Genomic DNA, 14,577 nt, shown 5'->3' with positions numbered 1-14,577 from the left:
CCCTCCCCCACCACAAGGCATCTCCGGGCCCGCAGAAGAACAACATACGGACGAGCGACGCGCTGACCTGCTATGTCAAGACCCAGAACCTACAGGTCGATTCTCTGCAAGCCCTGTCAGAGTTATCCCGTAACCGCGGACACCACTAGCCGATGTCCACTTCAACCCGCTCAACCAAGGTCCCGTTAAGGCCGTCTCAAGACACAACCAGACAAGCCGATCAGCCGGTAGCACCTCACCGACCTTTGCATCACCTGACCAAACACCCCTCAGCTCGTCACAGCCTGCGCCTGCCGCACCGCGGTGACCTGCGCACGAAAGACCTCACGGCCTTCTTGATGCCCCACCACCTCCACCAGCAGCACCTCACCCTCCGGGTCCCGAGACACCAGCCGGGCATCCACCCAGCAGTCGGCATCAAACTCGGCATAACTGAGGAACTCCGACGCCATCCCCGTCACCACGAACCCGTCAACCGGCACCACCCCATACGCTGCCTGACGCGCCGCCTCCACCAACACCATCCCCGGATGATGATCATTAGCGTGCTCAAAAAGAATAGGATGCCCCAAATCCGGACTCAGCAGCCACCGCCCCGGACCCTGCACAGGAGCCAACACCACATCAAAAGGCGTCACCTTACCCACCGACGACGCCAACACCGGCTGCACACGCGGCGACACACAAGCCATCGCAGCCTCACCCCGCGCCACATGAGGCCCCCGCAAACGCTGATACACCGCTGCCGGCACACAACTAAAACGAGCCCGACCACGCCCCAAAACCCGACCATCACGCCGAACAACAACCTGCAGCAACCCCGAAAACCGGCGCCCCTGCCAAACAAAATCACTACACGTCGCAACCAACTCAAGATCCGTCGGACAACCACCTATAAACAAACCATCCGGCTCAGCCTCAAAATCCAAACTCCACAACAGCACCTTATGCCCCAACGGAACCCCATACACCGCATGACACAAATAAAGACCCACCTGCCGAACCGTCTCACCCACCTGCACCGGATCATGACAACGACCATCAGCGCTCACAAAAAAAGTATGCGCACGAGGCCACTGCCCCCTCACCACAAAAACATCCTCAGCAACCCGCTCACACCCCGTAAGAAAAACCTCCGCCACCGAACTACGATGCACAAACTCACGAGGAACCGTCGCCGTCAACCCCAACACCCCACCCCCCACGCAACCCGAACCCCCCGCAGACACCTCAAAAACACCCTTCCGGAACGCCAACACACCCATTACCCCCTCCACCACACCATTAGGAGAACCCACACCCAGACACCCGAAGATACGTACTATCCGGTTTTCTTTGCAAGACACCGAGGGCACCCACCCCCAACAAAACCAACCACCCGTAACACCACAAAAATAACCAGATCGCACCAAAGTGTCATCAAACGCAAAGCAGCAACCTGAGCCGGCGCACTGGGCAGCCGTCACCAGCCCCGCCCCACAGGGGCAGACGTGCCCGTGGGGACAGGTGACCATGAAGCTACTCAGAGCAGCATGAACCGCTCCTCGGAGCAGCAGGATGGCTTGTTCCCGACCAACAGGCGACCGTTGAGAAACGAAAGCTTGAAAAAATCCCAACCTTCTGGTTGGTTTTCTAATGGCTCGGTCTGAGGAGAATCAGAGCCGCCTGACTCTATGAACTACGGAGGCAGCCGTGGCACGACAGGAACGTGCAGTTCGCACCCGCCGCACGGTCTTGGAAGCCGCAGCCGCGGTCTTCGACGAACGCGGCTACAAGGCAGCAACCATCGCCGACATCCTCAAACGAGCAGACGTCACCAAAGGCGCGCTCTACTTCCACTTCGCCTCCAAACGTGCACTCGCCCAAGGCATCCTGGACGAGCAGTTCAGCCAAGCCGAAGTCCCCCCACGCGAGTACCGCATGCAGGAACTCATCGACACCGGCATGCTCCTCGCGCACCGCATGCGCCACGACCCCCTCCTCAGCGCCGGAGCCCGACTCTCACTCGGCCCCGACATGAAAGAAATCTTCGACGGCGGATCCCTCCCCGGCTGGATCCAGGTCACCGAGCAACTCCTCACCCAGGCCAAGCAACAAGACGAACTCCTCTCCCACATCAACCCCCCGGCCACCGCCTGGACCCTCTCCGCCTGCTGGACCGGAGCTCAGATCTACTCACAAACCCTCAGCAACCGAGAAGACCTCGAACACCGCATCGCCGACCTCTACCAACACATCCTCCCCACCGTCGTCACCCCCACCGTCCTCGCCCGCCTCGACCTCACCCCCACCCGCGGAGCACACGTCCACACCGAAATAACCACAACAAACACCGCACAACACCAACGTTGACCCGCCGCACCGACAAACCCGCCCGACCGCTCAGTGCCCGCCTGCCGAAGCTCAGAGCCCTGCGCCAATGGTCCAGACGCCACGCGGCAAGAACCGACTCGGTCAACTCCCAGCGGACACCGGATGGACCATTCGGGTACGGCCGCCACCTCGGCACGCCCCCTGCGTGCCCGCGCAAGGCAAGCGCACCCGGGCACGCAGGAATGACAAGCGAAGCACACAGGCGACCAAGGCGGGCGCCCCGAGAGGGCGCCCTGTAAGCCCACTGGTCCAAAGCGCCCTGGATTCTGGGCCGTCGGAGGAGTGTGAGCGATCTGGTGGCGCGGCGTCTCCTGCCGTCGGCGCAGAAGGTCCTGCGGCTGCGGGCGGTGGCCTCATTGAGGACGGCCAGGAAGCGGCGTTCCGGAAGAGTTCTCTTCCATGAGATTTCGAGGGCCGGTTTCCTGAAATCGGCTCAGGAGTCCATGCGCTGCTGCTCTTCGTCCTTTTCAGTGGGGCTTGGTCAGACTTGGGCCCGGTCTCGGCGGAGGGGCCGTGGCAGACGCGTGCGGAGGGAAGTGCCAGGAAGTGTTCATCAGGGGCGTGGAAAGAAACGCTGGGGTCCAGGACGTGCCTGATGAGCCACACTCGTGAACGGCCCGAGCACGGCATTGAGGCCGACGAGGGTCCATCGGAGGTGGGAGTCCCTGTGGCCTGCGCCTCGGCAGCTGCCCGCCAGGGCCTGCAACCACTGGGCGCACGGTCTGGCACGGATTGTTCCCGGCGCCGCTCGGGCCATGCCCGTCAACGGGTGTCTCATCCTCACAGCCGGGCTTGTTCGAGGATCTGATGCATCGTCGCGACGGGGAGCATCCGGTTCGTGGCTGCCCCGCAGACGACGGCTGGCTCGTCGGCTTCGAGGAGGGTGATCGGCCGGTCGGTCGGAATGGACGGGTTGATCTCTGCTCGACGTCTCACGCGGTCGGTGTCGTCGGCCAGCAGTGCCTCGATCGTTTCGATCGGAAGCCCGGGGTGTGCTGCGGCGACTTCCCGGTCCTGCGAGTCGTCGGAGCGGGCCAGGGCAGTGGCGGCAGCATCGGGAAAGTTCTTGTGGGCGAGCATGTCCCAGCGGCTGTGGTCCTTCCCGTCGGCCGCGATGCGTGCCAGCAGCCAGCCGGGGGCGTTCGGCTGGCGTTCGCACACGAACAGTCGCACGGCGAAGCTCTCGTCGGCGGCGAGGATGCCGACAGTCTCGTCGGACAGATCGGTGCGCATGGCCAGCGTCTTGCGGAGGACTTGGTGACGGCTTCGTGCGAAGGCGAGCCGATCTGGTTCGGACAGGTCTTCGGTCAGCAGCCATTCGACGGTGTTGCCGCTGCTGTGATCGTCGTACTCGACGGACGTCGACTCGCGCAGCACCGGGTCGAGGCCGCGGCGCGCGACGACCGCCGCGCGGACCTGGTTGTCGGGATCGTGCGCCAGAGCCGTGACGTGCTCGACATCCAGTGTCGGATTGGCCGCAACCGCAGCGCGCAGCTGCGGGGCCGCCAGGAAGCGGGCAGTCAGGTCGGCGATCGCGGCGATCCGCCTCCGTAGTCCGACGCCGTCCTCCGGGTCCGCGGAGGGGGCGATGTCGGCGAGCATGCCGCGGGCGGCCCCGGCAGGAAGCAGACCGTCCAGACGGAGCAGGAGCAGTTCTCGACCGATGGGCGTGGCCCGCGACAAGAGTTCGCTGACCCGGGAGACCGGCGCGGGGTCCCACTCGTCGGCGGCGACGGCGGCCGTTCGCGCATCGTCGTCGTCGCGGATCCTGGCCCGAATGTCGTCGGGCAGGTGATGGTTGAACGCCGGGGCGCGGCGGGCCTCCGGCTTCGGGGCCCGGGCCAGCAGTTCGTAGACCTCTCGCGGCAACGGCCCGGGGGTGTCGCCCGTGCAGGCCGGCAGTGGTGAAGTACTCGGCGCCTTTCGCCGGACGGCCGCGGACCCGTGCATCAATGTCCCGGGCGAGGACGGTTTGCAACTCGGCCGGGAGATGCCGGGAGATGCGGGTGTGCAGCCAGCTCCGACCGCAGGCGCGCGTCCTGATCGCCGGCGAGGGTCACCGCGGCCTACACGGGCAGGTCACGGCGCCGTGCGGGCCCGGTTCGATCGACGCTCGCCGCCGTGAGGCGGACGAGAACCTCCGGTGCTGCGGCGGGGTTGCCCATCAGGCCGCTCAGCAACGCGGACAGGCCGCGCTGTTCGGCGCCAGGGCGCTCGAAGGGTGCGGACACCGACCCATGGTGCCAGGCCGTCTGCCGGTGTGGTGTCGCACATGATCGACGGAATCGGCCATTGACCAGGCCCCGCAACGAGACCGGCGGAACGTGAAGCCCGTGCAGTTCTGGTGATCGCACAAGATCACCAGCAGGTCCTGCTCCCGGGGAACCGGAGGCAGCGGAATCCGCGGGCCCGGCAACCATTCGGTCCTTGCCTCGCCGCGGACGGGCGCCCCACCCGCAGTGGGGCCGGACGCAGCGTGCTGCACACCGGTAGAACACTCCCGGTGAGGGCTTGCTGCGAAGCCGGGGCGCGCATTCAGTGGCCTTCCAGGTACCTACTAGGTACCATCAGGGGCTATGCCGTCCTTGAACGTCACCTTCACCGATGAGGAACTGGAGGAGGTCCGCGCTGCCGCGGCCGCCGAAGGCAAGTCCCTCAAACAGTACGTCCACGACCTGTCGCTGCGTGAGCGCCAGCGCCGCCAGTTCGTCCGCTACGCGGCCTCCTGGGGCGAGACGCACCGGGCAGAGTTCGACGAGGCCTTCCCCGACGAGGTCCCTCCTGCCGCCCGGGGACGCGGGGCGGATGCCGCCTGATGATCCTCCACATCGACGTCCCATGGCTTTTGGACGTCCAGGAGCAGGCCGTCCCCGAGGACGTCAGCGTCGCCGACTACTCCGCCCTCGTCGCCGCCGTCGCCCGCCACAAGACCCGCATCCCGCGCCCCACCACCGCCGACCCCGATCCGGCCTGGCGCGCCGCTGCCCTGCTGCACACCTTGGTCAGGCTGCAGCCGCTGCCTCACCGCAACAGTCTGTTCGCCTGCCAGGTCGCCGCCGCCTACATGCACGCTTCCGGCGAAGGCATCGACCCGCCCTACGGTGCCATGGTCGATCTCGTCCGCGACGTTCAGGCGGGCAAGGCCAGCGTCTACCAGGCCGCTGACCGCGTCCGGACCTGGCGCCTGTAGCTCCCCGAGCCGCGCCGGCCTCCCCTTGCCCCGGGCCCCGTGTGCCGTGCCGGTGCAGGGACATCGGGGCACGGAAGTGCCCTTCTCCGAAGCGCGGTAACGACGGCTCGCGCAGTGACGGCTCAGGGGCCGGACACCGGGGGTTCGGACGGTGACGGGGGAGGCGGTGGGGGTGGGGAGCCCTCCAGCAGTCGGGTGACCTCCTGCCCCAGGGCGTACGGGGTCACGACCGTGGTGGTGTCGACTCCCAGTTGGTCCGCCGCTTTGCGCAGGTGCATGCGGCAGGAAGTCTCCAGTGCCCGGGCCCAGGCGTCCGCGGCTGCACGCGTGCGGCGCCATGCCGTGACGCCCATGGCGACCGCGATCGGCAGGGCCGGCCACCACCACCAGACGAGCGGCAGGTACAGCAGGGCCCAGCCGCCCAACACCGCGGCCCGGGCGAGATCGCTCCGTACGGAGGTGAGTTGGGTGCGTTCGGCATCGGGAATCAGCAGCCACATGTGCGGCCAGCACACGGCGATGTCGACGCCGAGGTCACGTTCGAGGCGAACCGCCGTCGCGTTCAGCCGGTCGCCGCTCCAGGTGGGCCGGTCCGGTGATTCCGGGGCGATCTTGCGCATCGCCCGGAGTGCCTCCAGCCGGGGCGCCGGATCGTACGGCTGCCGGGTGGCCGCGGCCGTGGCGGCGGCCCGTCGGAGCGCGTGCCAGTCCCGGGCCGCCGCCTCCCACGCCACGCGGCGGGCGGCCACGCGGCGGGCCACCCGCTCCCGCGACCAGGCGGGCAGCTGCCGCCAGTCCGCCGCCAGCGCGACGCGTTCCAACACGGTGCCGAGGGCCTGGGCGGCGATGCCGGCCGCGGCGGCGGCCACGAGCACCCCGGCGGACAGTACGGTCACTCCCCCGATGCCGCTCGCCGCCTTCGACTCGGCCACGGAGTCCAGCCAGGGCAGCAGTCGGGAGGGGTCCAGGGCGTGCGCGTGGCCCAGAACCCGTGCCGCGACCGCCACTGCCAAGTAGAGCGCGCCGGGCAGCACCAGGAGGGTCAGCCAGCGCTCGGCCAGTTTCTTCCCCAGTTCGGACGCGAAGGCCGACAGCATCGCTAGAGCTTTCTGCGCCGCAGCGGCGCCTCGGAGAGGGAGCACCGTGCCACCGTGCCCGTGCCTTCCGGCAGCCAGAAGCGGGGGCACCTCTCCGTGGGGCACAGGTACACCGACTCCCCGGGCGCCGTGGAGGTGATGCCCGCTGCCGCGGACGGGTCGGGCGCACCCCTCAGGGCTCCGTACAACCCGCGCGGGTCCCCCGATGCCTGCAGCGCGGCATCCAGTTCGTCGAGAGCGGTGATGGGATCGACTCCGGTGCGGAGCGCCTCGGCTGCGCGGTCCAGAGCTCCCGCGTCGCCGAGCCGGGACAGCAGCGCCGCCCGGTAGCTCTCCCCGTTCTCGCACACAGCGGCCGTACCGGACCGGGTCATGACATTGCGGACCTCAATGGATTGTGGCACCCCGTCCCCCGTGCTCGCCGTTCGTCCTATAATGGAATTGTGCGTCAACTTCGTTGCTTTGAATCATAGTTGTACGTACCCACATGGGGGCGGGATGCGGGACGAATTACTGTCCGCGGTCATGCATCAGGTGCGGGAGGTCGAGGAGAGCAATGACGCTTCAGGCCTGCTGACACCCATTGCGGTGGCGGAGGCGGCAAGGCTTGAGTCCTGGCTCGTGGAGAACGACCACGCCGATCCGACCGTGTGCTTCGTCCTCGGGTGGATCCACTGGCTCCGCACCTCGCTCACCCCCGAGGGCGAGCGTGAGCCGGAGGTGCGCCGCGCCCTCGAACTGCTGGTGTCCTGCTACGAGGACGGCGTCCAGGGGCTGCCCGAACCACTGCTGCCCTACCTCGCCAACGGGGCCGAGCCCGTGGCCATCGAGCAGTTCCGGCGAGTGCTGACGGACGACGACCCCGGACTGCTGGAGCACACGGCGGCGCTCCTGCAACGGATCGTGGACGACACGCCCCCCGGCCACCCCCATCAGGCCTCGCGGCTGTCCCTCCTGGCAGGGGTCCTGCGCACCCGCGCGATGCGTGCGGGGCCCGATGCGGACGACTCCGACCTCGACACCGCGACCGACCTGCTCACGGCGGCCACGGCAGCCCGCGACGACGCGGCGCAGGACCCCGGCGACCTCTTCAACCTGAGCCAGATCCTCATCACCCGCTACCACCGCCGGAAGGATCGCGGCGACCTGGACCGGGCGATCGGAAAGCTCCGGGAAGTGCTGGTCCTCGTCCCTGCCTCGCCCACCTACCTGGCCATGCTGGGTCACGCCCTCCGGGACCGCTACACCGAGGACTCCCATCCCGCGGACCTCAGCGACGCCCTCGACTGTCTGCGCACCGCGGACCGTCTCGCACCACCGGACCACCGGGAGCGCGGCCACATCCATGCCGGCCTGGGCGCCGCGCTCCACGCCCGGGCTGCCTGGACGAACCGCATCGGCGACCTGGACGAGGCCTTGGCCCAGTACGACCTGGCCCTGCGGCACACGCCCGAGGGACATGCCGATCGATCCCAGTACACGGCTTGGCGGGCGGCAACCCAACGCGAACGGGACACCGGCAGGACGTCCCGGGACGTCCTGCGGCGCATGACCGAAGCGGTCCCACCCGTGCCCGGCCCGATTCCGGGGCACGAGGAACACGACCCCGTGGACACCCTCGCCGCACTGGGCGGGCTGTGCCGGCTGCGCGGGAAGGCCGACCTTGGGGAGCCGCAGTGGCTGGACCTCGCCATCGCCTACTACCGGGCCGCGATCGCCTCGGCGGGTCCGGACCACCCCAAGCGGGCCGACGTCCTCACCCTCCTCGGCGCGGCCTACGGAGCTCGGAGCCTGCGTGGCGCTTCCGATTCCCCGGCAAGCGGGAGCAATGCCCAGGAGACGGCGTGACAGAGGGCCTCCGCAGGCAGGGCACGCCCGCGGCCGGCGGCATGCCCAGCCCCGAGAACGGACCGGAGAGAGGCAGCCGGCCAGACGATTTCGACCGAGCGGTCGACTTCCTCGAAGAGGCCGTCCGCATATCCGATCCCGAGGACACGGGCCTCTCCGGCCGCCTCCTGTTGCTGAGCGACGCCCTGCGCAGGCGTTACCGGAGCCACCGTGACCCGCGTGATCTGGACGCGGCCGTCGAGCGCTGCGAGGAAGCACTGCGCCGCGAACCGGGAGGCGAAGCCGACCGGACGGAAATGCTTTGGTCGCTCGGCAGACTGCTGGAGCTGCGCGCCTTCCGGACCGGCAGCATCGAGGACGCCGAGGCCTCGGTGGCCTCTTACGAAAGGGCACTGCCGCACTGTCCCGTCGGCAGCCCCCACCACGGTGACCTGCTCGACGGCCTCGGCATCGCGCTGCTGACCCGCTACGACTGCACCGGCCGCCTCCGGGACCTCGACACGGCCGTCGAACGCCTCTCGGACGCCGTACGGCAACAGCCCGGCAGCGGCGCCGATCACGGCCGGGGTCTCGCCCGCCTCTCCGAGGCGCTGCTGTTGCGCTACGGGCGCACCGAGGAGCGGGCCGACCTCCTGGCTGCGGTCGGTTACGCGTACACGGCCTTCGACGTGACCCCGGCGGCCCACTCCGAGCGACCGGCCCGTGCCAGCGATCTGGGCGAGGCCCTGCGCGTCTACTACGACCGCACTCGGCGATTGGAGTACCTGGAGGCCGGCATCGGACTCCTACAAGACGCCGTGGCGGCCGAACCGGACCGGAGCGCCTGGTTGTACAGCCTGGGCGTCGCCCTGCACCGCCGCTACGACGCCCAGGGCGTACCGGCTGATCTGGACCTGGCGGTCACCGCCCTCGAAGCCGCTGCCGCGGAAGCGGACACGGGCAGCATGAGCCGACTGACGGCGCTGTCCGGCCTGGCGATCGCCCTCCACGCACGAGCCTCGCACAGCCCGGAAGCCCCGAGCGCGGCAGCTGACCTGGACCTGTCGGTCACGTGCCTCGACACGGTCCTCCGCGACGTGCCCGCGGGGCGACCGGCACGCGGTTCGGCGGCTTCCTCGATGGCATCGGCCCTGATGGACCGGCACGCACGCACCGGCTCCGCTCACGACAGGGCCGGGGCGATCCGCTGGGGAGTCAGCGCCTGGGAGGAGCAGGCGACGGACGCGAACGTCCGGATCACCGCCGCGCTCGTCGCTGCCCGGATGCTTGCCGCCGAGGACCCCGACCGCGCGGCCGACCTCGCTGAGGCCGCCATCACGCTCCTGCCCCAGATCGCAACGTGGTACTCGTACCGGGCGGACCGCCAGCACATGCTGTCGCGCCTGGGCGGGTCGGCGGGTACCGCAGCGGCTCTCGCGCTCGGCGCGCGTCGGGGAACCGCGCGGCAGCGGGCGGAGCGTGCCTTTCAGACGCTGGAAGCGGGGCGGGCGGTGCTCCTCGGCCACGTCCTCGGCACCCGTGGCGATCTGGCGGAACTCTCCCGGATCGAGCCCGAGCTGGTCCGGCGTTTCAAAGAGGCGCGTCGCCGGGTCGAGGACCCCGTCCCCGGCGGACTTCCGCCCGTGGGCGACACGGACATCGTGGCCCATGCCGCCTGGCAGGAGCGCATCGCGCGGGAGCAGCGGCAGCATGCCGCCGAACTCGATGCGCTGACACAACGGGTCAGGGACCGCCTCACCAGCTTCGGCGAGCCGCCCACCCTCGACGAAGCCCGCGCTGAAGCCGCCGAAGGCGCCGTCGTGATGCTGAACGTAAGCGCCCTGCGCAGCGACGCCCTGCTGCTGACCGCGGACGGCGTCGTGTCCGTGCGGCTCCCGGCCCTGACCCCGGAGACCGTCACCGAGCGGGTCTCCGCATTCCGCAAGGCCATTGACACGATGGCGGCGAACCGGGGATTCGAGCGACTGCTGGCCGCGCAGGACGAACTGACGTCGGTGCTCGGGTGGCTGTGGGACGCCGTGGCCGAGCCCGTACTGAACCGGCTGGGCCACACCCGGGAGCCCGGGCCGGGGGATTCCTGGCCCCGCTTGTGGTGGGCCCCGGGCGGCGCGCTGGGGCTGCTGCCCCTGCACGCCGCCGGACACCACACCGGGCCGGAGCGCCGTTCGGTGCTGGACCGCGTGGTCTGCTCGTACACGCCGACCCTGCGCGCCCTGCGACACGCTAGGGAGCAGACCCGGCGGCCGGAACGCTCAGGGCCCGTCCCTCACCATGCGTTGTTGGTGGCCATGCCCGTCACCCCGGGCCTGCCCGGCGGCGGGCCGTTGCACCAAGCACTGGAGGAAGTCGCTCGGGTCCGTCGGCACTTCGGCCGGACAACGCTCCTGTGCAATCCGGAGGTGCCGGCCGAGCCGGCGGCGGACGGGCCAGCCGTCGGCACCGAGGTGCTGGCCAGACTCCCCGGCGTCACGGTTGCACACTTCGCCTGTCACGGCATCACCGATGGTGCCGATCCGTCACGCAGCAGGCTCCTCCTGCACGACCACGAGCACAGCCCACTGACCGTCCAGAACCTGCTGCCCGCCGAGCTCGACAACGCCCGGCTGGCGTACCTCTCGGCGTGCGGCAGCGCATCGTCAACGGCCCGCGGCGGACTTTCCGACGAGGCCATCCACCTCACGTCCGCCTTCCAGCTCGTCGGCTTCCCCCACGTGATCGGCTCCCTCTGGGACATCGACGACCGCACGGCGGCCACGGTCGCCGACACCTTCTACGCCGGTCTGCGCAGCGACTCCGCTCCCCCGGACACCGATCGCGCTGCCCATGCACTCCACGGGGCAGTGCGCGGCATGCGCGACGGCGCGGACCTGTCCGGGCCGTACGACCGCACCCGCAACCCCTACCTCTGGGCGGCGTACCTGCACGCCGGGGCCTGAGCGGTGGCACCCCAGCAAGCACCCGGCCGTGCCTGCTTCGTAGCAGCGGACGACGGTGTCGGTGGCCCGGGCCAGATGGATCAGCCGGGCCCAGGCCGTAGCGGGTCAGCACGCGGTGGACGGTGGAGGGCGCCAGGTCCAGCAGGTTCGCGATGTGGGGCGGGCCCCACCGTCACAGGAGGCGGACCTCGATGATCCGGCGTTCGGTGTGGATCGGTGTCCGCCCGGGGGCTGCTGCACGATCGGGTGACAGCGGGGGCATGCAGCCAGGACTGCGGGTGGGCTCGCAGCGGCCTCGTGGTCGACGGAGGTCGGTCGCCCCGGACGTCGTTGCCGTCGGCGCCGGTGGCGGGTCTGCTCGTTCCAAGTGACGATCGCGGCCCGCAAGGCGTTCGTGCTCCTGGACGGCACCGTGCTGCCGACCGGTCCTCCTGTTCCGGAAGCACGAAGGACACGGCACGGGGTGGAGGTCTTCACCGATCCACATCGCCGACTGCTGCGGACCTCGCCAGCGCCGCCCGGCGCCGTCCATGCCGTCAGGGCGGCCCGCTCGTCCTGCCCTCATCGAAACACCAGACGACGGCACGGAACAAGCCACCGCCATCGCCCCGAAAGCGCTCTCACACTAAACCGATTGGTCTGTTTAAGGCCCTCGTCATGCCCGCGCCACCGCCCGGCGAGACGGCAGGCGCAGCAGCAACACCCCCCGCGAGGACCGGGAAGGCCTCACGCGATCGAACAAAAGGCCAGCTCAGAGCACGATTACCCTCCACCACCACAGAGGCGCGGCGAAGTCAAAACAGCACACTTGGTCTTCTATTGACAAACCATCGGTCCTGTTTTTTACTAGCGGAGCCCGAGCGCAAGGACCAAACCAACCGGGTACCAGGGGGAGTTCAGCGTGGACATCGAGGTACTGGGCCCACTGTCAGTACGGGAGAACGGGCGGTCCATCACCCCCACCGCCCCCAAGCCCCGACAGGTCCTGGCCCTCTTAGCCCTCCACGCAGACCAAACCGTCTCCGTGCCCGCACTGATCGACGAGCTATGGGCCACCAAGCCGCCGCGCAGCGCCCGCACCACCCTGCAGACGTACGTCCTCCAGGTCCGCGCGCTCATCTCCACCGCACTACAGCAAGAAGACGCAGCAAGCCGGCATGACGAGGAGGCCCGGAACTCCTCTCCACGCACCGCGAAGGACGTCTTGGTCACCCTGCCCGGAGGCTACTTGCTCAACAGCGGCCAAGGCTCCAGTGACGTAAGGGAGTTCGACCGAATCGCCGGGCGAGGCTACCGGGCAATGGATGCCGGCGACTTCCCCACCGCCGCGCGCGTCCTGCGACAAGCACTCGCCCTGTGGACCGGCCCGGCCCTCGCCGACGTCCACAGCGGCACGCAACTGGACCTGGAAAAGCGCCGCTTGGAAGAGAATCGACTCTGCGCCCTGGACCAGCGCATCGAGGCCGACCTCGCGCTGGGACGCCATCGAGAACTACTGGCCGAACTCACCGTGCTCACCAACCGGTACCGGACCCACGAAAACCTCCACGGCCAGTTCATGCTCGCACTGCACCGCTCGGGTCGACGGCAAGAAGCGCTCGCCGCCTACCAGCACCTACGCAACACGCTCGTGCGCGAGCTGGGCCTCGAACCCTCCGCTCCCCTCCAACGGCTCCAACGGACCGTCCTCGCCGCACCCCCAGCCAAACCCCACCAACTCGCCCACGCCTAAAGCGGGGCACGCCCACGGGCCGGAAGGAACCGAGCCGGAACCCCGCCCAGGCGGGCCAGGTCAGGGCGCACCGCGACGGGGCCGCAACGGATCAGGACGAGCCGGGGTGGTGGCCTGGGGCTGGGGCAGACGGGACGGAGAGAGCCGAAACGAACGGGACGGGGCGATGCCGCCGCACCAAAACGGCTTCCGCTCAAACCCACCTGCGCTCACTGCAAATGCCGACGAGCAGCCACCTGCACGGACTCCAGGGCCCTCTCGTGGGTCCCGATCGGCGAACATGCCGCGCCACGCACGGCATCAAAACAATCCTCACAAGAACCACATTCCCGAAAACGCCAGAGAATACGCTCAACAAGGCTTCAAGAATCCACGAAGGCTCGCCCGGGAGATCATTAACCTTTACACCTCGAACGAACCGAGACAGAAAACAGCAAAACTCGATCACGGCGACGGAGAGCACGATGAAGATTCAGGTTCTAGGCCCGCTGAACGCAGAAATCAACGATGTCTCGATCGTTCCGACCGCCCGGAAGCCGCGACAAATCCTGGCACTCCTCGCGCTTTACCCCGGCCGTGTCGTACCCGTCACCACACTCATGGAAGAGATCTGGGGTACCCAGCCGCCCCACAGCGCTCTCACCACCCTCCAGTCCTACATACTCCAGGTCCGAAGAAGGCTGAACACCGCCATCGGCCCTCACAACCCCCACCTCGCCAAGGAAATACTCGCCACCCGCCACGGCGGCTATCTCCTCCAGTTCCCCACGGAATCCATCGACGTCCACACCTACGAACAACTCGCCCGCCAAGGGCACCAGGCGTTCGAGGAAGGAGACGACGAAAAAGCAGCCACGCTCCTCCAACAAGCGCTCGCCCTCTGGCAAGGGCCGGCACTCGTGGACGTCCACGTCGGCCCCATCTTGGAAATCGAGACGATGCGCCTAGAAGAGAGTCGCCTCGTCACCACGGAACGCCGCATCGACGCCGACCTCCGTCTCGGCCGGCACACTGAAATCCTCGCCGAGCTCACCCAGCTCACCGCCCGCCACCCCCAGCACGAAGGTCTTCACGCGCAAGCCATGCTCGCCCTCTACCGCTCGGGACGACGCGCCACCGCACTCACCCTCTACCACCACCTCCGCACCCACCTGATCACCGAACTAGGCGTCGAGCCGTCTCCCCAAATACAGCGACTCCACCAAGCCATCCTCACCGTCAACCCCACCCTCAACACCCTCACCACCACCCACCCGACCTCCACTTACGACCTCTTCACCGCCCATTGAAAGATAATTCCACCCAATGAACCCTTCTCGGTAACGTCTCGTGACGGTTTGTGATCTTCATTCAGGCGGTGCGGCCGTGTTCGAGCTGCAGGACGACGAGGGCAGCTCGGGC

12 protein-coding genes are annotated in these 14,577 nt (G+C 68.5%); 7 read left to right on the top strand and 5 right to left on the bottom strand.

Translation table 11 applies throughout. The features are described 5' to 3' along the window. Positions 1-269 precede the first annotated feature (269 nt). Positions 270-1,265 (bottom strand): ScbA/BarX family gamma-butyrolactone biosynthesis protein, encoded by a 996-nt coding sequence (locus tag ACFW2Y_RS28045; RefSeq protein ID WP_384884768.1) that lies wholly within the window; start codon positions 1,263-1,265, stop codon positions 270-272. A 427-nt stretch (positions 1,266-1,692) separates the two neighbouring features. On the opposite strand from ACFW2Y_RS28045, the gene ACFW2Y_RS28040 reads away from it, so the two are divergent. Beyond that, the gene (locus ACFW2Y_RS28040) at positions 1,693-2,352 is read left to right on the top strand and encodes a ScbR family autoregulator-binding transcription factor (RefSeq protein ID WP_384884766.1); all 660 of its coding nucleotides are present in this window, start codon (positions 1,693-1,695) and stop codon (positions 2,350-2,352) included. An 801-nt stretch (positions 2,353-3,153) separates the two neighbouring features. On the opposite strand, the gene ACFW2Y_RS28035 is transcribed toward ACFW2Y_RS28040, so the two are convergent. Both ACFW2Y_RS28035 and ACFW2Y_RS28030 read right to left on the bottom strand, forming a co-directional pair. Next, complete coding sequence (locus ACFW2Y_RS28035) at positions 3,154-4,242, bottom strand: hypothetical protein (protein ID WP_384884765.1); 1,089 nt, start codon at positions 4,240-4,242, stop codon at positions 3,154-3,156. 197 nt (positions 4,243-4,439) lie between these two features. Further along, complete coding sequence (locus ACFW2Y_RS28030) at positions 4,440-4,604, bottom strand: hypothetical protein (RefSeq protein WP_384884763.1); 165 nt, start codon at positions 4,602-4,604, stop codon at positions 4,440-4,442. Between the two features lie 345 nt (positions 4,605-4,949). Between ACFW2Y_RS28030 and ACFW2Y_RS28025 the strand changes: the two genes are divergently transcribed. After that, positions 4,950-5,189 carry a hypothetical protein gene (locus tag ACFW2Y_RS28025; protein WP_384884762.1) on the top strand — a complete coding sequence of 80 codons (240 nt, stop codon included), beginning with the start codon at positions 4,950-4,952 and terminating at the stop codon, positions 5,187-5,189. Continuing rightward, entirely contained in the window at positions 5,189-5,563 is a 375-nt protein-coding gene (locus ACFW2Y_RS28020) for a toxin Doc (protein ID WP_384884760.1), read from the top strand. Before ACFW2Y_RS28025 ends, ACFW2Y_RS28020 begins: the two co-directional genes overlap by 1 nt. 122 nt (positions 5,564-5,685) lie before the next feature. Here the strand turns inward: ACFW2Y_RS28020 and ACFW2Y_RS28015 are convergent, their stop codons facing one another. Then, complete coding sequence (locus tag ACFW2Y_RS28015) at positions 5,686-6,660, bottom strand: hypothetical protein (protein WP_384884759.1); 975 nt, start codon at positions 6,658-6,660, stop codon at positions 5,686-5,688. A 2-nt stretch (positions 6,661-6,662) separates the two neighbouring features. Beyond that, positions 6,663-7,034, bottom strand: a complete 372-nt coding sequence (locus tag ACFW2Y_RS28010) for a hypothetical protein (protein WP_384884757.1) — start codon at positions 7,032-7,034, stop codon at positions 6,663-6,665. Between the two features lie 151 nt (positions 7,035-7,185). Between ACFW2Y_RS28010 and ACFW2Y_RS28005 the strand changes: the two genes are divergently transcribed. The 4 genes from ACFW2Y_RS28005 to ACFW2Y_RS27990 all read left to right on the top strand — a co-directional run bounded on the left by ACFW2Y_RS28005 (position 7,186) and on the right by ACFW2Y_RS27990 (position 14,465). Beyond that, on the top strand, positions 7,186-8,508 hold the full coding sequence (locus ACFW2Y_RS28005; RefSeq protein WP_384884756.1) for a hypothetical protein: 1,323 nt from the start codon (positions 7,186-7,188) through the stop codon (positions 8,506-8,508). Next, on the top strand, positions 8,505-11,444 hold the full coding sequence (locus tag ACFW2Y_RS28000; protein ID WP_384884755.1) for a CHAT domain-containing protein: 2,940 nt from the start codon (positions 8,505-8,507) through the stop codon (positions 11,442-11,444). Before ACFW2Y_RS28005 ends, ACFW2Y_RS28000 begins: the two co-directional genes overlap by 4 nt. Positions 11,445-12,345: 901 nt before the next feature. Further along, positions 12,346-13,176, top strand: a complete 831-nt coding sequence (locus ACFW2Y_RS27995; RefSeq protein WP_384884753.1) for a BTAD domain-containing putative transcriptional regulator — start codon at positions 12,346-12,348, stop codon at positions 13,174-13,176. A gap of 464 nt (positions 13,177-13,640) precedes the next feature. Then, entirely contained in the window at positions 13,641-14,465 is an 825-nt protein-coding gene (locus tag ACFW2Y_RS27990; RefSeq protein WP_384884751.1) for a BTAD domain-containing putative transcriptional regulator, read from the top strand. The last annotated feature ends 112 nt before the right edge of the window (positions 14,466-14,577 follow it).

The organism is Streptomyces sp. NPDC058877 (assembly GCF_042742855.1).
GTDB lineage: Bacteria > Actinomycetota > Actinomycetes > Streptomycetales > Streptomycetaceae > Streptomyces.
This window is presented reverse-complemented; position numbering and strand designations above follow the sequence as displayed.